This window comes from Blastococcus tunisiensis, assembly GCF_900112815.1.
Classification (GTDB): Bacteria; Actinomycetota; Actinomycetes; order Mycobacteriales; family Geodermatophilaceae; genus Blastococcus_B; species Blastococcus_B tunisiensis.
The window spans coordinates 176,616-198,535 of record NZ_FOND01000001.1; the positions used below are offsets into that span (position 1 = coordinate 176,616).

Annotated in this window: 17 protein-coding genes, 1 tRNA gene and 1 pseudogene; 13 read left to right on the forward strand and 6 right to left on the reverse strand. The window is 71.1% G+C overall.

Annotation, left to right across the window (positions count from 1 at the left end):
• Position 1 precedes the first annotated feature (1 nt).
• The 4 genes and pseudogenes from BM142_RS25575 to BM142_RS00815 form a co-directional block, all read left to right on the forward strand.
• Positions 2-328: pseudogene (locus BM142_RS25575) on the forward strand (GAP1-N1 domain-containing protein); the annotation flags it as partial.
• A 108-nt stretch (positions 329-436) separates the two neighbouring features.
• Positions 437-2,074: a hypothetical protein gene (locus BM142_RS00805; protein WP_139228726.1), complete on the forward strand. Its 1,638-nt coding sequence runs from the start codon at positions 437-439 to the stop codon at positions 2,072-2,074.
• A 464-nt stretch (positions 2,075-2,538) separates the two neighbouring features.
• Positions 2,539-3,057, forward strand: a complete 519-nt coding sequence (locus BM142_RS00810) for an ImmA/IrrE family metallo-endopeptidase (RefSeq protein ID WP_092194892.1) — start codon at positions 2,539-2,541, stop codon at positions 3,055-3,057.
• Complete coding sequence (locus tag BM142_RS00815) at positions 3,054-3,482, forward strand: hypothetical protein (protein WP_092194893.1); 429 nt, start codon at positions 3,054-3,056, stop codon at positions 3,480-3,482. The genes BM142_RS00810 and BM142_RS00815 overlap by 4 nt, the downstream gene beginning before the upstream one ends.
• A gap of 108 nt (positions 3,483-3,590) precedes the next feature.
• Here the strand turns inward: BM142_RS00815 and BM142_RS00820 are convergent, their stop codons facing one another.
• The 3 genes from BM142_RS00820 to BM142_RS00830 all read right to left on the reverse strand — a co-directional run bounded on the left by BM142_RS00820 (position 3,591) and on the right by BM142_RS00830 (position 5,319).
• Positions 3,591-4,280: a LuxR family transcriptional regulator gene (locus BM142_RS00820; protein ID WP_092194894.1), complete on the reverse strand. Its 690-nt coding sequence runs from the start codon at positions 4,278-4,280 to the stop codon at positions 3,591-3,593.
• Positions 4,273-4,920 (reverse strand): hypothetical protein, encoded by a 648-nt coding sequence (locus BM142_RS00825; RefSeq protein WP_254790447.1) that lies wholly within the window; start codon positions 4,918-4,920, stop codon positions 4,273-4,275. The genes BM142_RS00820 and BM142_RS00825 overlap by 8 nt, the downstream gene beginning before the upstream one ends.
• A 189-nt stretch (positions 4,921-5,109) precedes the next feature.
• Positions 5,110-5,319 carry a helix-turn-helix domain-containing protein gene (locus tag BM142_RS00830; RefSeq protein WP_092195170.1) on the reverse strand — a complete coding sequence of 70 codons (210 nt, stop codon included), beginning with the start codon at positions 5,317-5,319 and terminating at the stop codon, positions 5,110-5,112.
• A 1,059-nt stretch (positions 5,320-6,378) separates the two neighbouring features.
• Between BM142_RS00830 and BM142_RS00835 the strand changes: the two genes are divergently transcribed.
• The 4 genes from BM142_RS00835 to BM142_RS00850 all read left to right on the forward strand — a co-directional run bounded on the left by BM142_RS00835 (position 6,379) and on the right by BM142_RS00850 (position 10,705).
• Entirely contained in the window at positions 6,379-7,473 is a 1,095-nt protein-coding gene (locus tag BM142_RS00835) for an ArdC-like ssDNA-binding domain-containing protein (RefSeq protein ID WP_175527033.1), read from the forward strand.
• Positions 7,474-7,490: 17 nt separating this feature from the next.
• Positions 7,491-9,212: a ParB/RepB/Spo0J family partition protein gene (locus BM142_RS00840; RefSeq protein ID WP_092194896.1), complete on the forward strand. Its 1,722-nt coding sequence runs from the start codon at positions 7,491-7,493 to the stop codon at positions 9,210-9,212.
• Positions 9,213-9,474: 262 nt separating this feature from the next.
• Positions 9,475-9,963 (forward strand): hypothetical protein, encoded by a 489-nt coding sequence (locus tag BM142_RS00845; protein WP_092194897.1) that lies wholly within the window; start codon positions 9,475-9,477, stop codon positions 9,961-9,963.
• 511 nt (positions 9,964-10,474) lie between these two features.
• Positions 10,475-10,705: a hypothetical protein gene (locus BM142_RS00850; RefSeq protein WP_092194898.1), complete on the forward strand. Its 231-nt coding sequence runs from the start codon at positions 10,475-10,477 to the stop codon at positions 10,703-10,705.
• Between the two features lie 204 nt (positions 10,706-10,909).
• On the opposite strand, the gene BM142_RS24050 is transcribed toward BM142_RS00850, so the two are convergent.
• Positions 10,910-11,407 carry a hypothetical protein gene (locus BM142_RS24050; protein ID WP_139228727.1) on the reverse strand — a complete coding sequence of 166 codons (498 nt, stop codon included), beginning with the start codon at positions 11,405-11,407 and terminating at the stop codon, positions 10,910-10,912.
• Positions 11,408-11,778: 371 nt separating this feature from the next.
• Here BM142_RS24050 and BM142_RS00855 point away from each other — a divergent pair, with 371 nt between their 5' ends.
• The 4 genes from BM142_RS00855 to BM142_RS00870 all read left to right on the forward strand — a co-directional run bounded on the left by BM142_RS00855 (position 11,779) and on the right by BM142_RS00870 (position 20,700).
• Positions 11,779-13,704, forward strand: a complete 1,926-nt coding sequence (locus tag BM142_RS00855) for a putative bifunctional diguanylate cyclase/phosphodiesterase (protein ID WP_175527034.1) — start codon at positions 11,779-11,781, stop codon at positions 13,702-13,704.
• Positions 13,705-15,049: 1,345 nt separating this feature from the next.
• Positions 15,050-15,382, forward strand: a complete 333-nt coding sequence (locus BM142_RS00860; RefSeq protein ID WP_092194900.1) for a hypothetical protein — start codon at positions 15,050-15,052, stop codon at positions 15,380-15,382.
• Positions 15,383-15,750: 368 nt separating this feature from the next.
• A complete protein-coding gene (gene mobF, locus BM142_RS00865) occupies positions 15,751-19,410 on the forward strand; it encodes a MobF family relaxase (RefSeq protein WP_092194901.1) in 3,660 nt (1,219 codons plus the stop codon).
• A gap of 171 nt (positions 19,411-19,581) precedes the next feature.
• Positions 19,582-20,700, forward strand: coding sequence for a tyrosine-type recombinase/integrase (locus BM142_RS00870; RefSeq protein ID WP_092194902.1), 1,119 nt, complete (start codon positions 19,582-19,584; stop codon positions 20,698-20,700).
• A 30-nt stretch (positions 20,701-20,730) separates the two neighbouring features.
• On the opposite strand, the gene BM142_RS00875 is transcribed toward BM142_RS00870, so the two are convergent.
• Complete coding sequence (locus BM142_RS00875) at positions 20,731-21,222, reverse strand: YajQ family cyclic di-GMP-binding protein (RefSeq protein WP_092194903.1); 492 nt, start codon at positions 21,220-21,222, stop codon at positions 20,731-20,733.
• Positions 21,223-21,313: 91 nt separating this feature from the next.
• On the opposite strand from BM142_RS00875, the gene BM142_RS00880 reads away from it, so the two are divergent.
• Positions 21,314-21,395, forward strand: a tRNA-Tyr gene (locus BM142_RS00880).
• Positions 21,396-21,447: 52 nt separating this feature from the next.
• Here BM142_RS00880 and BM142_RS00885 read toward each other — a convergent pair.
• Positions 21,448-21,879 carry a pilus assembly protein TadG-related protein gene (locus BM142_RS00885; RefSeq protein WP_092194904.1) on the reverse strand — a complete coding sequence of 144 codons (432 nt, stop codon included), beginning with the start codon at positions 21,877-21,879 and terminating at the stop codon, positions 21,448-21,450.
• Positions 21,880-21,920: the final 41 nt, after the last annotated feature.

Here is a 21,920-nt window from a genome sequence, read left to right on the forward strand (position 1 = left end):
CATGCCCTCCGACGATGGGCGTGGGGTCCCGAGTGGCGCCCTCGTGCACCAGGCACTGCACGGATACGAAGACGGTCACCGACTCCTCGCGGCGAGCCGGGCCCTCGACAGTGATGACCTGTGGCTCCTGGACAGACTGAGCGACGCAAGCGGTCAGCGGCCGGTCCCGGACAACGACGGGTACTTAACCGGGTACCCGCTGCCGTCTGGGACGGCCTACGCCGTGGCCCGGACGTGGTACGTGCCCTCGCCGCCTCGCCCCAACACTGTCTGGACGCACACGCTGCTCGTTCCGCCAGAGATGCTCGCCGTTGAGCGCCTAGAGGTGCTGTTCCCGCTGCTGCGGAACCCAGGAGAAGCAACCGACAACGGCGGGTGGGCGGCCTACCGGTCGCCTCTCGCGTGGCCCGGCGCTGGCGGGTCGCGGTCTGCGCCGGTGGACCGCGCCGCGGCGCGGCAGGTGCTCGCCGGGCTCTACGGTCACGGCGCCGGCCCGGTCACGCTCGAGCTCGACGGGCTGGCGTCGCGCAATGATCTCTGTATCGCTGTGTGGGAGCAGCAGTGGCCCAGGTTGCGCCGTCATTTCTCGTTCTGCTCAGGGGCGCTCGAGCCGCGCCGCACGTCACAGGGCGCATTCGACCTTCTGCTCATGCCGCCGCAGTACGGGTTTGCGGCCCCGCCACCGGCGCCGGGCGACGGTGCGCTGTCGGACCGTGCGTTGGCTGCGCTCACGGACGACCTCAACGCTCCTGGCCCGCTGCGCGATTTCCTGCGCCGGTGCGGACCAGACAGCGCTCGGCGGCGCGTCATGCCCCTGCTCGTCGAGGCTTTCGTCGCGACGTCCGGGGACGACCCTCCCGCGGACGCGGTCGCGGTAGTGACGGCGCGCGCACCGAAGGCCGCGAGCATGCGGCATCTCAAGCGGGCGCTGCTCGATCCGAAGGACGGCCTGCTGAGCGACGTGCCACCTGACGAGATGCTTCGGACGCTGCTCCGTCACGACGTCGCCGAGCGACTACTCGCCTCCGACGCGGGCCTGTCGGCATGGGCGGCGCTAGTGTGGGAGCGAGAGCCGGCGGCTGTAGTGGCAGCCCTCCCCCCGCCGATCGCCGGACCCGGCTTACGCGGCATCGCCCCCGACACGCGGTCTCCCGGCGGGCCGACGGTGGCAAGCGCCGCGCGACACGACCTGTCCACGATCGTCGCCGATCGGGCGACCCCAAGGGAACTTTCTGTTGTCGCGGTAGGCGACGTCGCGCTGGCGGCGCGGCTCGTGGTAGACCGCGACACAGAGGCGTGGTGGGCGGCCTGGGCGGCGCTGCCCGATCCAGCGTTCGCAGAGACCCTCGGCACCGGGCACTTCGACGCTCAGCCTCCGCTGAACCGGGCGGTGACGGCCCTGATCGGTACAGAACAGGGCCGTGTGCGCTGGCGGGCGCTGCGCGAGCGGGCAGGATCGCCCGCGGTCGCGGCGCTGCTCTCCCAGCCTGGGCTTGACGGCGCGTGGGCGCGTGCCGTTGCCGAGCGGCTCGACCTGCTCGCCGACGCCCTCCGCGCCGGGCTCGACGCTGAACAGACAGCTGCTGCAGCCGACGTCTCTCCAGACCTCGCGTTCGTGCGGACCGCAGGCTTCGGCGCGTACCGACCCCTCGCCGAGGCGACCACTCTGTGGGACAAGGCACCGCGGCGCGCTGCGGTTGTGCTCGCAACGGCTCTGGATGCACCGCCCGGACCGGCCGACTACTCCGCGGCCCGCGCGTATGACCGGCTGTACCGCCAATTCCGGCGAGACGGCGCCTGGGACGCCTGGGAGATCCTGAGCCCGGCCTTGCCCGGGAAGACGGACGACTGGGACCGCTGCAAGCGCCTCGCGCGAGGGCTGGCCGACGCTGTTGGGGGGCGGAAAGGGCCGCCGCGGCCCGCACTGCTTGAATCAGTGCCGGCAGGGACAGCGCGCGACAGGCTCGAGGCAGAGCTCGAGCACAAAGCCCGTCGGGCGCAGGACGACACCGGCAAGAGCCGTCGCGGACAGAGCGGCTGGGAAGAGATTGTTCGGTTCATCCGTCCCTGGTGACGGTCCCGGCCGCTCATGCTCGGAAATGCTTGGGTGCAGCAAGATCGCGTATCGCTGACTGCTGTGCGCGCAGTCCCAGCTTCGATGGCGAGTGCGTCATCCCCGAAATGAATCAGGAGGGTGCCACGGACCAGCCGGGATCTCTCCAATCGCCCTTCTGAGCTGCGCTTATTGTCGTGGGCAGCGGTTGGCCGTCAACGACGAGTTGTGGGCCTCTTGCGGACTCTCTGCGGACTCTGTGCGGACCAAGATCGCGGGATCGTCGTCGCCCTGGTTCGCCTGGTGGGGCAGGTGCCGCGGGTCGTCGGTGGATCAGCCCTGAAGCGAGTCGCTCGAAGCGGCCGCGCACCGATGCGGTCTTGGTGAGTCGGACTACCGGCAGACGGTCAGGGGTTGCCACTAGCATCCGGGACAGTGCGATCACGAGGACTCATGCGCCTCCCGGGTTTCGAGAGGAGGAACCCATGTCGAGCCCCTTGCTGAAGCTGCCGGTCAACACGATCCGTCAGAACGCCAACGAGATGGCTCGGGAGATTCTGGACGAATTCTGGCCAGAGCGATTCCTCCCGGTTGACCCAGTGCAGATCGCGCGGGACATGGGCGTCGAGGTGTTCTCTGCCGAGCTCGGCAACGACGTCTTCGGGCTCATCTACGGCACCCCCGGTGGCGCAGAGATCTACATCGACCGTGATCAGCCGCCGAACCGGTACCGCTTCTCCGTAGCGCACGAGCTTGGGCACTACGTCGAGCACAGCGAGCGCCCGGGCCCGGCTGCCGAGATGGACTACGTCGACCGCCGGTCTGACGAAGACCGGGGTAGCCCGGAAGAGGTCTACGCCAACCAGTTCGCCGGTGCTCTGCTGATGCCGGAGAAGGAACTTCGGGCCGAGCGAGCCCGAGGTCTAAACGATGTCCAGCTGGCTCGGCTCTTCGGTGTCTCGCTGAGTGCCCTGCAGTACCGCCTCCAGCTGCTCGGCGCATGACGGAGGATGTACCGGATCCGCTGCGTGACGACGAAAACGACGAGCCGAAGAGCGAAGGCCGCCGGATCGTCAGAGGGGCCAGCGAGGTGCGTCCTGCCTCGCGCGTTCCGCAGCGGACCGAGGTACCGGAACCACCGGACTATGAGGATCCCACTTCGGGTGGTGCCCGGTTCCTGAGCCACCTCCTGAGGCGATCGCCGTTCCTGGACTACTTCACGCAGCTCGCCGAGGCCAGCTACCAGGGCAAGAACGCCGAGCCGAAGGTGCGTAAGGCTCAGCAGGACCATCCGACGCTGTTCCGGTTCTGCGTGTTCGCGGACATGACTCTGCGAGTCATCGTGGTCGCCTTGATCTTGGTCTTGATCGCTGCAGTGGCCTACAAGACGCTCTGGCCGCTCGGAGGCTCTAGCGGGTCGGGCGGTTAGTCCCGCGTCCCCTGCGTGACGGGGCGCGGGCAGGTTCCCGATGTGGCCTCGTAGGCGAGCACGCGGCGGACCAGCAGCGGCCCTGAACGTGCTGGGGCGCTCCCGGATTCAGTAGAGGTAACGGTCGATGCCGGAGCCGTGCGCCCAGATGTGGTTCATGCGGTCGGCGGTGCGGGCGTGGGCGGCTTCCTCGGCGTCGCTGAGCACACAGTCGGTGCCGGGCGGGGTGGCCCGCAGTCGGGCGGTGAGCAGTCGGGTGTCGTCGGTGGGGGCGAGGTCGAGCAGGCCGGCCAGCCGTGCGAGGTGCGAGACCAACTCGGGGGGCTCGGCCTGGCGGTAGCCGAGGGTGAGCTGCTCTGAGTGGGTGTCGACCAGCTCGCCGATGTCGGGATCCAGTCCGGGGTGGCCGAGGGCGGCGGCGGTTGCGGAGAGGAGGTCGATGTCGGCGGCGGGCAGGGTGAGCGCGGTCAGCGGTGCGTGCTCGTAGCGGCCGTCCGGGGCGAGCAGCCGGCCGCGCTCTGGCCGCCGGGACTGGGTGGGCGTCAGGTCGGTGAGCAGGCGCTGCACGGCGGCGAGAGCGACCCGGCCGGCCAGTGGCGCCGGCACCCGCAGCGGCTCCGTGTCGGCGCACGGATCCTGCCGGTCGTCGTCCTCCCACGTGCCCAGGCACAGCAGGATTTCCTCCAGGGCGGGCAGCGGCGCCAGCGGCTCGCCGTCGAGGTCGACGACGAGCACGGTGCGCTGCCCTGCCGGGGGTTCATCGCCCCGTCCGGGGTGGCCGGTGGCCTGCTCAGTCACGGGTGGACCACCACTCGGTGGCCGACCGGCCGGTCATGCCGGCGGCCCGGCCGATGTCAGCCCACGGGGCTCCGGCGGCGAGGGCGGCGCGCACCGCCTGGTCCAGCGCGCGGGCGGCGGCGGTCTGCCTGGCGGCGGCCGCCTCGACGTCTTCGAGGGCTTGCCATCCGGCGATGTGGCGGCGCCATTCCTGTCTCACCCGGTTCTCGTCGGCGGCCTCCAGATCGGCGCACGGGCCGGCGGTGGTCAGCTGTCGCGCCGTCGGGTCGGCCAGCTCCGGTGGTACGCGGGTCCAGGGGGTGCCGCGCCAGCCGCAGGTGCAGCCGGCGGCCCAGCCGACGACCGCGGCGTCGGGGCGCCACTGCTCGGCCTGGTCGATCATCTCGAGGCGGACCTGGCCGCTGGTGTGGGTATGCAGGATTCCGTCGCCGCGGATGACCGTGCTGTCCTGCCAGAGGCCCTCGGCGGTGGATCCGTCGCGGTAGGTCAGCCGCACCCGGTCGCCGTTGCCCGGCCCGTCGTCGGGTCGGCGGGCTATCAGCACACCGCGGGCGCTGCTGGTGCCGACGCCTTGCGCGCCGTCGGCGAACAGCGGCACCACCCAGCCCTCATGCTCCTGGTCGTCTACGACCGGGCCCATCCATCCCATCGCTCCTCCTCTCGGTGCGTGTGTGCAGCGTCGCCGTTCCGGCGCTGCCGGAGCCGGTCCTGTTCGGCTTCTGTGGATGGCCGTCGTTGTCCACGGGCGGGGGGTGGCCACAAGGCCTCACCGTGTGCCCGGAGTGGGAGCGGCCCCGTGCCTCGTCCAGCCGCTCTCCGGAGGCCGGGGCTATCGGTGCGGGGGCTGGTCTGCTTGTGCGTCGATCCAGGTGCGCAGGTCGGTGCGGCGGTAGAGGACGCGCCGGCCGAGTCGGAAGCTGTTCGGGCCTGTGCCGAGGTGTCGCCAGTACCGGAGGGTGGCGACGGGGGCGCGGAGCACGTCCGCGGCTTCGGTGATGGTGAGTAGCTCGGGCTCGTGGTCGGCGGTGGGGTGGGGCATGGCTGGCTCCCGGGGGTCGTCGGTGGTGGACGGTGCCTTCACCACAGAAGGCGCTATTTCTGGCCCGGTGGTGACACTTCACAGCCAGCCTTGTCTGACTGTCTCCGGTTCTTCTCCTGTAGCGGCCGCCGCTGGCGCGTCACCTGGCAGCGATGGAGGTCCTTCATCTGCCGGCGCCGGGGGTCGGCGCCGGGACAGCCGGTGGACAGACGTCGGTACTGCGGCTGGTCTCGGACCCGTCCCGATGATTGGTTTCCCGGGACCGCCTCCAGTTCCTTCCCGGCCCCGATGCCCGGTTGTCCTCCGCGACGCTGTCGCTGACCGATCTGCGCCGCCTGCGCTTCTGCAGCACGTTCTCCGGTAGGCCGACGACAGTCGGGGGACCCGTTGACACCTACGGAACTGGAGGACCACTGGAGGTCCGCTGCGGACCTGGGGTTCCTCCAGTTGTCCTCCTGTTTGCCGATGCAGGCCTTGAGCATGGGGGCGCTCCTGCGCAATTGGTCCCTGTGGACAACGGCTGCCCGTCCACGACATCCGGGCGGACGCCCTCGGGCGGGCGCTGCCTGGTCACGCTCGACCCATGGCGTTCGACACCGCACTCCGGGCACGGCGAGACGGCGGGGTCTGTGATCGGTCCGCCAGGGCCCCCGGCGACGTGTTGGGTGACCGGGGCGCCCTGACCGGTGGGCGCGCCGCCGGCGTCGCCGCACTGCGGTCGCTGCGGCAGGCCAGGAGCACCCTGCGGGCCACGCTGCGCGTGGCGCCGGCTGCGCCGTCGTCAAGGTCCGCCTGCGGCGGGCTGCGCTTGCTGATCCCCCGACCCGTCCGGCAGCTCAGCGTAGGGGCCTCCCGCGCCGTCTCCTCCCGACCGGACCAAGATCCTTCCGCCCTTCGGGCGCTTCGCTGCGGAAGCAGTCTTGGTCCGGTCGTCCCCCGCCGTCGCTCCCGGCCCCTGAGCAGAGCTCTTTGCCGGACGGGCCGGGGGAATGGGTGGCAGGACATCCGTTCCGCGGTTCCGCCCGTACCGGCTTCAGCTCCAGTTCCGGGAGGGTCCAGATGACCAGCACCAGCAGCACGGCGAGCAGCAGTCGCACCGGCAAGGGCGGGCGGGGCAGGAGCGCCCGCCGCAGCGCCGCGCAGGCGGAAGCGGCCGACGCCGCGCGGGCGGCGAAGATCGCCGCCCTGCACGACCAGATCGGCGAACAGGTCGAGCAGCTGACCGCCGATCCGCAGTGGCGTGCGATGCTCGATGCCGCCGCGAAGTTCCACACCTACAGCCTCAACAACCAGCTGCTGATCGAGCTGCAGGCCGCGCGGCTGGGCATCAGCCCGACCCGGGTCGCGGGGTTCGGCACCTGGAAGGCGCTGGGCCGCAGCGTGGTCAAGGGATCCACCGGGCTCGCGGTCCTGGCTCCCTGCACCTACACGGCCAAGAACTCCGACAGCGGTCGACACACCGACCAGGCCGCGCCCGCGAGGGCGACCAGGACGGGGCTGGCGGGGGAGCCGACCGGCGGGGACACCGACCGGCCGGCCGGGGCGCGGGTGCTGCGGGGGTTCCGGGTCGCGCACGTCTTCGACATCTCCCAGACCGAGGGCGACCCGCTGCCCGAGATCGTCCCGGAGCTGCTGACCGGTGACGCCCCCGCCGCCCTGTGGGAGGCGCTGGCCGCCCAGGTCGCCGCGCACGGCTACACGCTCACCCGCGAGGCCTGCGGGCAGGCCAACGGCCTCACCGACCCGGCCGCCCGCACCGTGCGGGTGCGTCCGGATGTCGCCGACGCGCAGGCGGTCAAGACCCTCGCCCACGAGCTGGCCCACATCGAGTGCGGGCACACCGCCGAGGGCTATGACTACCGGGGCTGCCGCGGGCGGGCCGAGGCCCAAGCCGAGTCGGTCGCCTACATCGTCACCGCCTGGGCCGGGCTGGACGCCGGCGCCTACACCGTCCCCTACGTCGCCGCCTGGTCGGCAGGGGACACCGACGTCGTGCGCGCCGCCGCGGCCACGGTGACCGCCGCGGCCCGTCGCATCCTCGACCACCTCGACGGCGCCGAGGGCACCCAGAACCCGCCGGGGGATGGGGACAGCGCCCCGCCCGCCGGACCGGTCGCGCAGCCCGGGGGCGCCCGCGTCCTCGCCACCGCCTGAGCCGGGGAGAGCGTGCCATGCCCGCCACCAGCACCACCGCCACCAGCACCCCCGGCGACAGCACCCGCACCGAGAGCACCGCCACCCTGCAGAGCATCGAAGGAGAACCCGCCATGACCACGACCAGGACAGTCACCGCCCTGAACACCGGCCGGGAGAGCACGCCCGACGAGCCTTCCGCGACCGGAAACGGTGCCGGGATCGAGCAGCGCGAGACCGAGCACGTCGACCCAGCCGGGACCGGCACCACAAGCGCCGGGATGGCCGAGGACAGCGGCCGGGCACACCGGCTGGTATGGCTGGACCCTCGGGGCCTGGCCGTGCACCCCCGCAACATCCGCGACGACCTCGGCGACCTGTCCGGGCTGGCCGACTCCATCGCCGCCCAGGGCGTGCTGGAGGCACTGACCGTGATCCCGTATATCGCCGCCGACGGGACGCCGGGCCATCAGCTTGTGGCCGGGCACCGCCGGGCGGCCGCCGCAGTCCTCGCCGGACTGACCGCGGTGCCGTGCGTGCTGCGCCCCGACCTCGCGCTCGACGGGAACGCCGCCGACGGCGACCGGGCCGCCCAGGCCGGGCACGTGGGGGCGATGCTGGCCGAGAACCTGCACCGTCGCGGTCTGTCCGCGGTGGAGGAGGCACGCGGCGTGCAGGCGATGCTCGACCTCGGCGTGCCGCTGGCCAGGGTGGCCAAGGCCACCGGGCTGGGCCGCAAGCGGGTCGCCAAGGCCGCCGGCGTCGCCCGGTTGGACGGCGACACCGCCGCCGCGGTCGCCGGTGCCGGGCTGACCCTGGACCAGGCCGCCGCCGTCGCCCACTACGCCGATGACCCCGACGCCGCCGCCGCCCTGATCGCGGCGGCGGGGGAGGGGACGGGGCGGTTCGCCCATGCGCTGACCCGCGCCAAGCAGGCCCGAGCAGAAGCCGAGCGGGCAGCCGCCCTGCTGTCCGAGCTGATCGCCGCCGGGCGCGCCGTCCTGGACGAGGACACCGGCCGCGCCGCCACCCGGCTGGCCGACCTCGAGCACGACGGCGAGTCGCTGACCGCCGACGGCCACGCCGGCTGTCCCGGCTCGGCGGTCTACGTGAACACCAGCGGCTGGCAGGGGCCACAGGTCGTCGAGGTGTGCACCGACCCGGCGGGGAACGGCCACCGTGACCGCTGGACGGCCACCGTCCTACCCGGGGGCGCGGCAGGCGAGGAGCCGAGCGAGGACGAGCGGGAAGCAGCCTCGGCCGAGCGGCGGGCCACCATCGAGAACAACAAGGCGATGGCGGCGGCCAACGAGACCCGCCGCGAGTGGATCAAGGGCCTGCTGCAGCGCAAGACCGCGCCCAAGGCCGCGCTGCGGTTCGCCGTCGAGACGATGGCCGCCGACCCGCGGGCGCTGTCCCGGTGGCTGTCCGGGCAACCCAACCGCGCCCAGGACACTGCCGCCGCTGACCTCGGCGTCGACGCCCCCGGCCAGTGGTGGGCCACCCGGGACAAGCCCGCGCCCACGCTGACCAGCGGCGAACAGGTGCCCGACGCCCGGCTCGCCGTGGCGCTGCTCGCCCACGTCGCCGGCGCCACCGAATCGGGCATGCACCGCCAGTCCTGGCGCAACCCCGGCACCGGCGACGCCCGCTGGCTGCGGTTCCTGGACTCCTGCGGCTACACCCTCGCCGAGATCGAACGGCAGATCATCGACGCCACGGACCACCCGACCGTCGTCCCCGCACCCGACGCCACCTGACCGGCGTCCGGTCGTCCCCGCGCCCCGCGGGGGCGGCCACGCCGAGGCGAGGGCTGGTTCATGTGGCCGGCCGGCGGCGGGGGTCGCGCGAGGCCCCGCCGCTGGCGCGTCGAGGCCGACCGTCAGCAAGCTGCCGGCGGGCCTGCCGGCCCGACGCGCTCACCAGCACCGCGACCGCCGCCCGACACCCGTCACCGGCCGCGCCTGTCAGACCCCAACGGCACACTTACCCCCGACCCGCTGGCCGGGAGAGGAGGACCCAGTGATCTTCGAACCTAGAGCCGCTGATCTCGACCTGGTCGACGTGGAGAACGCCCTGCTGCGCGCCGCCCTGGGCGACTACTCCGACGAGGCCGCGATCCTTCTGCTGATCGCCTCCGGCCACTGGCTACCGCAGCTGCAGCACGCCGGGCTGATCACCGTCGACGGGAACGTGGAAGGGGAGGGACTGTGGGCTCACATCTACTGGCCAGACCTCGACGGGGCCCTGCGCATCGGCACCATCACCGGCAGGAGCAGTGACCATCACGTCCTGCGGGCAGCCGCCAGCATCGCCGACGGCCACCCCGTCGACCTCGGCGACCTCGCCGCCGGCCTCGACCGCCACGCCCTCACCCTCGTCCTCGCCGCGATCGCCCACGCCGCCGGCAGCCACGAACCCCGCAGCATCACCCACGCCCCTGACGGAGTCCCGCACCCGGGTGACCGGCTGCCGCCGCTGGTCCCCTGGCCCCAGCAAAACCTCCAGTGAACCGTCACAAAAGGGCCCGACGCCCGGTGCGTGGCAGGCTTGCTCACCAACCCCTCATGCCGAGGGCGGAATGTCGGGCCGCGGGCTTGTGGCGAGTGGGTCAGACGCTCCTCGACGAGGCTTGGCGTACCGCGTCGACGCCCCGGCTGGTCCCCACCGCTGCGCGGAGGGCGCCGTGGCTGCCTCCCCGGGAACGCGCTCGCAACGCTTCTCGTCTCGTACGCCGATCACGCGGGCGGCGGCTTCACGTCGGGGCCCCACGCTCCCCGTATACCATCCTGGTGAACGCCACCTCGCTGTGACTTGAATCACAGTCCACCGAGGTCGGGTGTCGTACCGAGGGGTAGCCCCTATCTTTCCGTGGGACGGCGCCGCCTCCAAGGGCAGTGGAGACGGCGCCGCCACGGCAAGGTCTACTCCCAAATTCATTCAACAGCGCTGAGTCTCGCCATGGAATGTCGAACGGGGCCTTCCCTGGTGGCTGCCCGGGAGCAGCCACGGGGACGCCGTCATGCCCAGCTACCGCCTCCTGGCCGGATGCGCCACGGTTCTTGAGGCCTTCGACGTGGAGGACGACCGCCAGGCGATCGACTACGCCCGCCAGCTCTCGGTCGACTTTCCATGGGAGGCGCGGACCTTCCAGGCCCGGTGGGGCTACTTTCAGCTCGAACGGCGAGATGGGCACCTGTGGCAGATGCTCTTCGCCTGGGTGTCACAGGACCAGGGCCCGCACACGCCCTAATCCGACTTCAGCGTCGATCGCAGCCGAGTGGCAGCCGGCGCGATCGTTGTGCGCCTCCAGAGATCTAACCCCTCTCCGTGGCAGCCACGACCCCGGGAATCCGCGCAGCGACGACGCGAGATTCGCGGCGAGGAGCTGGCGTGCTGAAGGCGGGCCAGGGCGTCCCGCAAGTCTGGGGGCGGTCGGCGGCTTGATCTGACAGCGTCAGGGGCGCTTCGCCGGTAGGCCACCGGCTGATGGATCACCGCCCGATTGGTCCGACCGGTGCCCTCGGTGGCGAACCAGGCCGCGGCCGGGGGAAGTGGGAGCTGACGACCTGGCGGCCGCGAGCTGGTCTTCATGAAACCAGTGATGGGGCTGCTGTCCGTACTTCTCGAGAGGCATCCACAGCAACTGCGCTGGGGTTCTCATCGCTTCGCCGAAGCCGGACTCGTGAGCCCGGAGACGGGTGACGTGCCCAGGCGTGAGGATGTTTAGGCGCGCGCAAGTGCGGTTCAGTTCATCGCGGCTGGTGGTGGCGACGACAAACACCAGCAGGTCATGGACGGTGGACTCGCGGCGCCACCATGACCAGACTCGGAGCGCGCGGAAAGTGACTGCATCGGCGTATCCGCGTTTGGCCTCGGCAGAGGTGCTATCGACTTGCACGGTGTCGTCACGTGTGGCGCTCATGTGCCAGGGATCGGTGATGGCGATCGCCACATGAAGCGACCGCAGGCCTGATCTGCCTCTTATTGGGGGGGCTTTATCTGGATGGGTGACTGCGAATGGACTTCGACCTGATGGATGTTCGTGGACCTGCAAACGCCTTTCCAACCGCAGGAAGTCATAGGTCGTGCGATCAGATTCCGACGGGCCGACGAAGACAAGACGCGTGTGCCTTCTGGTGGGCTGGCCTGCGGGGTTCACGTGGATATCCAAGCTGGACCGTGTGCGGCCGAGCATTAACCGGGCATGAACGACGACACCCGAATGGGTGCACGCCACCTCGACTGACTCAAGGCTGGCGTTAATGCGTCGATAGGACTGGAGTGATCGTTGGCCGGATGGGGTTTAGCGTGCGCCGAGTCTTTATGTCGCGTCCGCCTCTGCTCATTGTCGTCGCCCTGATTCTGGGCGCCATGGTCTGGCTGATACAGGGACTTGAAGCCAGGGGTCAGGAACGAGCCGACGCCCAGGGCGTGACGACCGCCGAGGTTATCGCCGCAACCGTCGTGCACCCCCGTCTCGGCGTGAGTGACCTTGCCGGAGGTGATCTCTCTGCCGAGGACCTCGCTGGGCTGCGTGATGACGTCGATCGGCTTCGTGCTGACGGACAGTTGCTGGGACTGGGCGTGTGGAGGCTGGACGGCACACCTCTGTTCGACGCTTCCCCGGCCTCTGGCGCGCTCCAGGTTTCGGACGGCGACGTCGCGCGTGCCCGACAGGGGGAGTCGTGGATGAAGTCCGGGCAGGCTGCGGACGGGCAGGCCCAGCTGCGGGTCTTTCTCCCCTCGTCGACCGCGGAGGAGGATGTTGTTTCGGGCGGGTCACTGGTCGAGGTGGTGATTCCGCACGGCGACCTCACCGCGGCCGCGCAGGACAGGCTGCTGCGTCAGCAGATATCGGTCGTTGTGATCTTCGCACTGGTCATCGTCGGGCTGGTGTGGTTGCGACATCGCCTGCTGCGGCGCGAGAAGCACGCCCGCCACGACCCGCTCACCGGGCTGCTGAACCGCCGCGCGCTCTACGAAGACGCCCGGGCTCTGGTGGCCAAGGCGAGTTTCAAGCGTCCGCTGGCTTTCCTCCTTCTTGACCTCAGCGAGTTCAAGTCCGTGAACGACACTCTCGGTCACACCGCCGGCGACCTGCTGCTGCAGCGAGTTGCGGCCACTCTGCAGGCCGCGGTGCGGCCGGAGGATCTAGTGGTCCGCCTCGGTGGGGACGAGTTCGGTGTTCTGCTGACCCACCTTCCCGATACCGGCGCGGCGCATGATCGGGCTGAGCAGCTCCTCCGCCGGCTGCGGAAGGCGCCGTTCACCGTGGAGGGTGTCGACCTGTCCGTCGACGCCAGCATCGGGGTGGCGCTCGCCCCCGAGCACGGCCGGACCTTGCCCGAGTTGCTGCAGCGCGCCGACGTGGCCATGTACCAGGCCAAGCTCGGCCGCCGCGGCACCGTGGTCTATGACCCCGCGACCGACCAGCACACCGTCGGTCAACTGGCGATGGTCACCGATCTGCGCCGGGCTCTGGACAACGATGAGTTCGTGCTGCACTACCAGCCCAAGGTTTCGCTCCGGGACATGCAGGTCACCAGTGTGGAGGCGCTGGTGCGCTGGCAGCACCCCAGCCGCGGGCTGCTGCCGCCCGGGGAGTTCCTGCCGGTCCTGGAGCGCAGTGGGCTGATGCAGCCGCTGACCCGCTGGGTGCTCCGCCAGGCCATTCAGCAGGCCGCCAGCTGGCGTCGGGCCGGCATGCCGCTGCAGGTGGCGGTCAACATCAGCCCCCGCAGCCTCCTGCAGGACGACCTGCCCGCCCGAGTCCTGGCCGCCCTGCTGGCAGCGGAGCTGCCGGCGTCGCTGCTGCAGCTGGAGATCACCGAGACGGCGGTGATGACCAACCCCGAACGCGCCGCCTTCGTGCTGACGCAGCTGCAATCCCGGGGCGTGGAGGTCGCCATCGACGACTTCGGCGCCGGCTACACCAGCCTCGCGTTCCTCCGCATCCTGCCCATCACCGCCCTGAAGATCGACCGCAGCCTCATCAAGGACATGCTCGACCACGACGCGGACGAAGCGGTCACCTCGGCAGTGACCGACCTGGCCCACCGGCTGGGCTTCAGCGTGATCGCCGAAGGCGTCGAATCCCAGGCGCTGCTCGACCGACTCGCCGCCCTGGGCTGCGACCAGGTGCAGGGGTACGTCATCAGTGCCCCGCTGCCCCCCGCCGCCCTCGAAGGCTGGCTCGCCGACTGGCAAGCCCGCAGCAGCACGTCCGTCGAAACCGCTGCGGCCTCATAACGGCCTCATCAAGAATCAGCGTCTTCCGTGCGGGAAGGGCTCAAGGTGCCACCCCGAATGGCCGACATACCAGGAGTGGAGCTTCGCAGGCGCCTGACACCCCGCGTCGTGGGGGCCGCTCGCCATGTCGCGCGTCGCGGCCGCGACGCATGGCAGTCACGCAAGCCGATCTGGATTCCGAAACTTCGGCGTGCAGGCAAGACTGCTGCGGTGGCGGCGACGTTGGCCGCACTGATCACCCTCGGCGTCACGGGACAGCTCAGCAGGCAGCTGACTGGCGCGTCCCCACTCGCCTCCGGACCCGTGGCAGAGACAGAAAGCGAGAACGCATTCGTTCCCCTCCTGTCCCCCTGGGATGTCGTCATTGAGAAGGTCCGCGACGTCGCTCCGGCTATTTCGCGGCCACACATCGGCTTCGTGCCCCTGGGCGATCTATCCCTCACCCCGGAGCCCGACGCGGACGCCGGTGGGCCGTCGCGGGCAACGTCGGCGGGTCAGGGCGGTCAACCACTGCTCATGAGCACGCCATCCGCTCTTGCCGTGGCGGTGGCAGTGGCGGTGGCAGTCGGCGTCGGCGTGCTGCGGCGGGCGCGCCGGGGAGGTAAGGACCGGACGTCCCACGGCGACGTCGATCCCCCCGCGGTCTCTGCGGACATAGACGCGCCGACGCGGGACAAGGACAGCGCGATCACAAGCCAGAGCCGCTCGCCCAGCAGCGGGGACCCGAGTGCACAGTCGGACCTTCGGCCCAGAGTGGACCTACGTCGCGACGAGAATGGTGACGGCCTGTTCCGCCCCATGCCCGAGGCCGCAGGCCCCACCACGCCAGTGACCGAAACGGCGACGACGGGAAATGAACCCGGCAGCGCCGCAACCGCTCACAAGAGCAGCCGCACCGATACCCCGCCAAGCAGGCGCACTCCGCCGGCGACGCCCCAGACGGGAACGCGTGTGCGCGCAGAAGACTCAGCCAGCCGCGTCGTCCTATTCACCGCAACGAAATGGTAGGACTAAGTCGCTAGACGGTGCGGACCAGAAAGCCCGGCCTGGACGAGTTGGGCTCGTGCTCGCGACCGGAACCCGGTGTCAACGCGGTTCCCCGCTTTCAGCTCAACCGAAATTGAGGGCCGCCACGATAAGTTTCAACGGGTTAGGGGCCCCACGACATCCGGCAGATTCGCGGAGAATGAAGCTTCGCGAACGGCTAAAAGTGCCCAAGTGAGGCGCGCCCTGGGCATTTTGGAGACTGTTGCGCAAGACACCCCCACTGTTGCTTCAGGTTCCCGGGGTGCACGCCGAAGTATCGAGAGAAGTGGACGGTGCAAGTCTAGCGGGGGAGCCTCGAGTGATTGTCATCTGCCGGGTGAGGACGCCTGCCACCGACCTGCAGGTGGCTGCCGGCGTATCGGAACTCCTCGACCGCCGCGCCGCGATGAAGCGGCCGCCGGTCACACTGGCCGTCTCCGACGCCATCGCCCTCGGAATCGCGGGACTCTTCAGCAGCGCGACCCCTTCCGGTCGAGTGCTCGAACACTTCCACAGACGCGGCTCGGTAGACGGCGCGGACCTGATCGAAGCGGCACGAGTGGAGCAAGGCTTCGCCTCGCCCGAGGGACATGCGGCGTTGCACTGCCTCATCGGGTGGGTACGGAGTCGCGTGAATGGTCAGATCGACTGAGGGACGCGTGCCGGCGACCGCTTCGAGCCCCACGGGGGAGCCGCCCGCTGAAGGTAGCCCGCGAAAGGTCGGCGGATCGTAGAGCTGAGAACGGGTGTGTCAGTAAACGTCGATAGTCAACGGATAGACGCCCGCCCCGCAGCGTACTAGCCCAATCAACCATCATCGTAATCATCAAATAGTCTCGGTTACCCCTCCCCGAATAGCCCGTGGTCGTCAGCAATTGCCATCACTGTCTAAGACTCCACTAAAGAACGGCACGCATGCTACCTTCGGAGGTAGATCGGGTCCCGCTTCGCGGGGCCCATCGCCGTTTGTAGGGGTGACTTGTTGGTCATTGTCGGGTGGCGTTGAGAATGCATGGCGGGATGAAGATCTACGCTGGCGCGCCGGCGGCTGCCCGGCAGTACGTGGAGGCCGACCGGGGTCGGGCGGATGACTACTACCTGACCGAGGGCGTCGGCGTCGCCCGCCGGTTCAGCGTTGCCGGGGGGCGGGTGAGCGAGCTGGCGCCGCTGACCGGCGACGCCTACGAGACATGGGTGGCCGGCTGCGACCCGGACACCGGCGAGCCGCGGGGGCAACTGCGGGACGACGACCGGGCGGTGCGGTTCGTCGAGGTGGTGGTCAACGGCCCGAAGACGTGGTCGCTGGCGGCCGCGCTGCATCCGGACATCGCGACGGCGTATGACGCGGCCCAGGACCGGGCGGCCGAGCAGATCATCGGCTGGCTCGGGTTACACGCCACCACCCGGGTCGGTCCCCGCGGCGGGCAGGTGCAGGTGCCGGTCGAGGCGGCCGAGGCGGTGACGGTGGCGCATTACACGTCGCGTGCCGGGGATCCGCACCGCCATCTGCACCTGCAGATCAACGCCCGCGTGTTCGCGGCGGGGAAATGGCGCGGCCTGCACACCGTCGGCGTCCGCGATTCACTCGCTGCAATCAACGGTATCGGGCACGCCGCGGTCGCCTGCGACCCGCAATTCCGCGCCGCGCTCGCCGCCCACGGGTACGCATTGGATGCGACCGGAGAAGTGCACGAGCTCGCCCAGTACGTCGGTCCGTTCAGCGCACGGACCTCGCAGATTTCCCGGAACATCGACACGTACGAACGAGAATGGGCCGCGGCGCATCCCGGCGAACGCGCCGGGCCGGCGTTGCGCCGGGCCTGGGACGCGCGAGCGTGGGCAGCGGGCCGCCCGGACAAGGTGCTGCCCCAGCCGGGGGAGGACCTCACGGCACGGTGGCTGGCCGAGCTGGTCGCCCTGGGCTACCGCGACCGGAATGTTGCGGTCGGCCTGACACCCACCCCGGTCGGCTGCCTGGACCGGGAGCAGGCGGTGGAGCGGGTGCTGGCCCGGCTGGGCGCCGCCCGCTCGGCGTGGAACGCCGCTGACGTGCGCGGAGAGGTCGAGCAGCTGCTCGCCGCCGCCGGCATCGTCACCGACCCGGCGGTGCGCATCGAGCTGGCCGAAGATCTCACCGCGCGCGCGATGGACCGGTGCGCGCCGCTGCTGGACCGCGACGGGGTGCCCGAGCACATCCGGGCCTGGACCTCAGGCCCGGTGCTCGCCGTCGAGAACGACCTCACCGCCCGCCTCGCCGCCCGCGCCACCGAGCACTCGGCCGGCGTCTCTGCCACCGACCCGACACCGCCGGTCGACGTCGCAGCCGGTGCCACCCGGCTGGACCTGGGACAGGCCGCGGCGGTGGCCGCGCTCGCCGGCCAGCGGCGGCTGGTCGTGATCGAGGGCGCGGCCGGCGCCGGCAAGACCACCACGCTGGCCGCCACCAGGAACGCGCTCGACCATCAGGGGCGCCGGCTGGTGGTGGTGACCCCGACGCTGAAGGCGGCCCAGGTCGTCACCGCGGAGGTCGGCGCGGTCGCCGGGTCGGCGGCCCGGCTGGCCTTCGAGTACGGCTGGCGCTGGAATGCCGACGGCGCGTGGACCCGGCTCGCCGTCGGCGAGACGGACCCGGTCACCGGCCACTCCTACCGCGGCCCGACGGAAGGGGCGCGGCTGCGGGCCGGTGACCTCCTCGTCGTGGACGAGGCGGGCATGCTGGATCAAGACACCGCCAGGGCCCTCCTGACGATCGCGGACGAGTGCGGGGTGCGCGTCGCCCTGCTCGGTGACCGGCATCAGCTCGCGGCGGTCGGTCGCGGTGGCGTCCTGGACCTCGCCGCGGCCCAGGTCGACCCGACCGAGCACCTGACCCTGGTCGGGGTGCACCGCTTCAGCCGCACCGACGCCACCGGCCGCACCACACCGGACAGCGACTACGCCGACCTGACGCTGGCGATTCGCTCCGGTGAGAACCCCGGCAAGGTGTTCGACGCGCTCCTGGCCCGCAAGCAGATACGGCTGCACCCCAACGCGCAGGCGCTGCGGGAGACGCTCGCCGCCGACGCGGCCATCTCCTTCGCCGCGGGCGAGCGGGTGGCCGTGGTGGTCGGCACACGTGAGCAGGCCGCCGCCCTCAATGCCGCCATCCGGGACCGACTCGTCACCCAAGGTCGGGTCGACGACGTCGCGGCGGTGGTCACCGGGGCCGGGGAGCGGATCGGCGTCGGTGACCGGATCGCCACCCGCCGCAACGACCGCGACCTGCAGGTCGCGAACCGCGACGTGTGGACGGTTATTGGCGTCGACCGGAACGGCGGGCTGCTCGTCACCCCCGACGGCACACCGCCTGTCACCCCGGCCGGCGGCGGGGATGCCGCTGTCACCCTCGCCGTCACCCCGGCCGGGAACGGGGCGCGGCTGCTGCCCGCCCAATACGTCACCGCGCACGTGGAACTGGCCTACGCGACCACCGCGCACGGAGCCCAAGGCGACACGGTGACCGCCGCGCACCTGGTGGTCGGCGAGGACACCGGCGCCGCCGCGGCCTATGTCGGGATGACGCGGGGGAGGGAGGCCAACGTCGCCCACCTCGTGGCGGCCGACCCCGGCGATGCGCGGGAGCAGTGGCTCGCGGTCTTCGCCCGCGACCGCGCCGATCTCGGCCCGGCGCACGCTGCCCGGCTGGCCGCAGCCGAGGCCGCCCGGTACGCCACGCCACGACCGCTGGAGCTGGCGCTCGCCGACCTGCACTCGGCGTGGACGGTCGAGCAGCGCTGCCTGGAGCGGCTCGCCCACGAGCTGCCGCGCCGCGACGCGCTGCGCGAGGTCGTCGCGCTCGAGTCTGCCCACGCCGACCGGGCCGCCGCACTGACAGACGCATACCGGCAGACAGGAATCGACGCCCGCCATGCCACGGCGCGGGTCGACGCCAGCGGCGCGGTCGTCACCGCCGAGACCGACCGGATCCGCGACACGCTGCTCGCCAACTGGGAAAGCGAACGCCTGGCAGTCCGGGAGGCGGCGCAGGTCGTGCTCGACGGTCCCGGCCGGCTTCGGCTTCGGCGGGCGGCGGTGAACCGGGCCGGCGAGCAGCTGGTCGACTGGGCGGACGCTTGGCGGCCCTACCTGCCGGCCATGCCCACCGACCCGCAGCAGATCGCGCGCCTGGCAGACCGGTCCGACGACCGACCGCGGCTGTGGACTGCCTTCGACTCCTACGCCCGCCACCACGCCCAACGCGCCCACCCCGAGCACGCCCAGTTGCGCGCGACCGCAGCCACCGCGCAGGAGACTCACCGGCACGCCGGCGCCGCGGTGGTCGACGCGCGCCGTCAGCAGGAGGACCGGCTCGCCCGCTTCGGATCTCTCGCCTGGACCCTCGACCCGGCGGAGCGACTGGCCGACACCGACCGGGCCATCGCCGCCGCCCGAGCAGAACTGGCCGCGATCCGAGCCCGCATCGCGCGCCTGATGGCCGAGCCGGCTCTCCTCGCCCAGCCGTCTGACCGTCTCGCCCAGGAGCGGGACACCTGGCGTGCACACCATGACGCCGCCCCGGCCCCACACCGATCGGCCGTCCCGCTGCTGACTGTCCCGGAACCGGGTGTCGTCTTCCCGCGGCCCGAGGACCTCGCGCTACTCACGCGGCGCACTGCCGGTGGTCCAGGCATCGGGCGGTGAACCCGGTCTGCGGCGCCGCCAATAAGAGAGGTGAAGCCGTTGTCCACCAGTGCAGCAGAAGCCCCCGAGAATGGGTAAGCGCCCAGGTCACGGTGTTCCAGTCAGTGGCGGAGCCCACACTGCGGTTGTGGGCTCAGGGCCAGGAGCTCAAGGAGATGGAGGCGATGAGCGGTGGCGTCGATCGCGAGGAGGCCTGACGGGACCTATCGGCCGCGGTACCGGGACGAGAACGGCAAGGAGCACGCCCGCCACTTCAAGCGAAAGGTCGACGCCCAGCGGTGGCTCGATGAGCAGACCGCGGCGATAGTCACCGGCGACTACGTCGACCCGGCGGCGGGGAAGATCACTTTCAAGGCCTGGTTCAAGGCGTGGTCCGGCCGACAGGTATGGGAGCGCGGCACGACGCTTGCCGCTCAGCAGGCGGCCGACTCCGTGACGTTCGCTGACGTGCCGATGCGCCAGATTCGGCCCTCGCACGTGCAGCAGTGGGTCAAGGTCATGTCCCAGCCGGCGAGTAGCCGTACGTCCGGGCTCGCTGCCAGCACGATCCGGACCCGGTACAACTACGTCCACATGGCGATGCGGGCCGCCGTCGTCGACCGGATCATCAAGTCGGACCCGTCGGCTGGCGTGCCGCTGCCACGAGCGCGCAAGGCGTCGGCGGCCATGACGATCCCCGCTGTCGAGGAAGTCGGGCGCGCGCTCAGCGTCGCACCGGCGTGGTTCCGGCCGTTCATTGCCGTCTGCGCCTTCGCCGGGCTCCGGTTGGGCGAGGCGGCCGGGCTGCGGCTGGAGGACGTCGACTTCCTGCGTCGAACCATCGCCGTCCGTCGCCAGATGCAGGGCGAGAACCGCGCGACGATCGAGCTCGTGGCGCCCAAGTTCGGCTCCGAGCGGGTGGTCTACGTCCCGGCGGAGCTAGTCGATCTGCTGGCCCAGCACGTGCAGCGAGCGGGAGTCCAGCAGGGTGACTGGATGATCGCCAATGCCGGGCAGCCGCTGAACCGAAACTCGGCAGGCCACCAGTGGCGGGAGGTCCGCAAGGCGGCCGGGCTGGGCGGGTACACGCTGCACGACCTGCGGCACTTCTACGCGAGCGGGCTCATCGCATCGGGATGCGATGTGGTGACCGTGCAGCGGGCGCTCGGGCACTCCTCGGCGACGATCACGCTCGGCGTCTACTCCCACCTCTGGCCCACAGCCGAGGACCGCACGCGCGCCGCAGCGGGCGACCTCATGGCCGCCGCGCTGGGCGTTCCTGCGGACTCCCTGCGGACCAAGGGACTCTGACGAGCCGCTGACCAGCAGAGATATCAGGAGTTAGCGGTAGTTGTCGAACTGCAGGGCGACGTCGAGGTCGGCGCCGCGCAGCAGCTGCTGCACCGCCTGCAGGTCGTCGCGCTTCTTGCCGCTCACCCGCAGCTGGTCGCCCTGGATCTGCGCCTGGACGCCCTTCGGGCCCTCGTCGCGGATCAGCTTGGCGATCTTCTTGGCGACGTCGCTCTCGATGCCCTGCTTGATCGTGGCGCCGATCTTGTAGGTCTTGCCCGAGGCCTGCGGCTCGCCGGCGTCGAGGACCTTGAGCGAGATGTTGCGCTTGATGAGCTTCTCCTTGAACACCTCGAGCGCGGCGGCGACGCGTTCCTCGGTGTCGGCCTGCAGGGTGACGCCGTCCTCGCCGGCCCAGGCGATGGTGGCGTTGGTGCCCCGGAAGTCGAAGCGCTGCGAGAGTTCCTTGCCCGCCTGGTTGAGGGCGTTGTCGACCTCCTGGCGATCGACCTTGCTCACGACGTCGAAGGACGCGTCGGCCATGGCTGTTCCCCTTCCGCTGGGCGGTCGGCGTCCGGGGGGTTTCCGAGGACGCCGTCCACCGTTCTAGTACGCTGCTCCGGTACCACCGCACGGCGGGTTGCCCGAGTGGCCAATGGGAGCGGACTGTAAATCCGTCGGCTTAGCCTACGAAGGTTCGAATCCTTCACCCGCCACGCCCGGTACGGACGGCCCCCGACCTCGTCAGGTCGGGGGCCGTCCGCGTGCTCAGGGGAGGGTGGGTGCGCGGGCGCTCGCGGTCGCGGTGCGCTCCAGCGGCTCGCCGGCCAGGAAGAGCCAGCCGAAGGCGATCTCGACGTAGCGGGTGCACCGGACGGTGACCTCGGCGCCGTCGGTCTCGGCGGACCAGGAGTCCAGCGCCCCCACCCCGTCGGCCAGCTGGTCGGCGACGGCGGCCTGCGCGGTCGCCCGGGTGAGCGGCAGCTCCCCGCTCACCCCCTGCGTGTAGACGACGGCCTCGTCGGCCCGGTTGGCCGCCGCCAGTGCGGCGCCGTCGCACACCGACTGCACCTCCTGCTGCTCGAGGAACGCGTCGGAGGCGGCGATGGCCCCGAACGCCATCAGCGCGGCCACCGTCCAGCAGACCAGCACGAACGGCAGGGTCGACCCGCGCTCGCCGTCCCGCCGGTCCTCCCGCACCGGGGCAGCCTAGGGGCGTCTCCCCGCCGTCCACAGCCTGT

Excerpts from the sequence above, each read along its gene's own strand:
- BM142_RS00825 (WP_254790447.1), bottom strand. The coding sequence starts at position 4,920 with ATGGGCCCGGTCGTAGACGACCAGGAGCATGAGGGCTGGGTGGTGCCG.
- BM142_RS00875 (WP_092194903.1), bottom strand. The coding sequence starts at position 21,222 with ATGGCCGACGCGTCCTTCGACGTCGTGAGCAAGGTCGATCGCCAGGAG.
- BM142_RS00815 (WP_092194893.1), top strand. The coding sequence starts at position 3,054 with ATGACGGAGGATGTACCGGATCCGCTGCGTGACGACGAAAACGACGAG.
- BM142_RS00850 (WP_092194898.1), top strand. The coding sequence starts at position 10,475 with ATGCCCAGCTACCGCCTCCTGGCCGGATGCGCCACGGTTCTTGAGGCC.
- BM142_RS00835 (WP_175527033.1), top strand. The coding sequence starts at position 6,379 with ATGACCAGCACCAGCAGCACGGCGAGCAGCAGTCGCACCGGCAAGGGC.
- BM142_RS00810 (WP_092194892.1), top strand. The coding sequence starts at position 2,539 with ATGTCGAGCCCCTTGCTGAAGCTGCCGGTCAACACGATCCGTCAGAAC.
- mobF (WP_092194901.1), top strand. The coding sequence starts at position 15,751 with ATGAAGATCTACGCTGGCGCGCCGGCGGCTGCCCGGCAGTACGTGGAG.
- BM142_RS00830 (WP_092195170.1), bottom strand. The coding sequence starts at position 5,319 with ATGCCCCACCCCACCGCCGACCACGAGCCCGAGCTACTCACCATCACC.
- BM142_RS00840 (WP_092194896.1), top strand. The coding sequence starts at position 7,491 with ATGCCCGCCACCAGCACCACCGCCACCAGCACCCCCGGCGACAGCACC.
- BM142_RS00855 (WP_175527034.1), top strand. The coding sequence starts at position 11,779 with ATGTCGCGTCCGCCTCTGCTCATTGTCGTCGCCCTGATTCTGGGCGCC.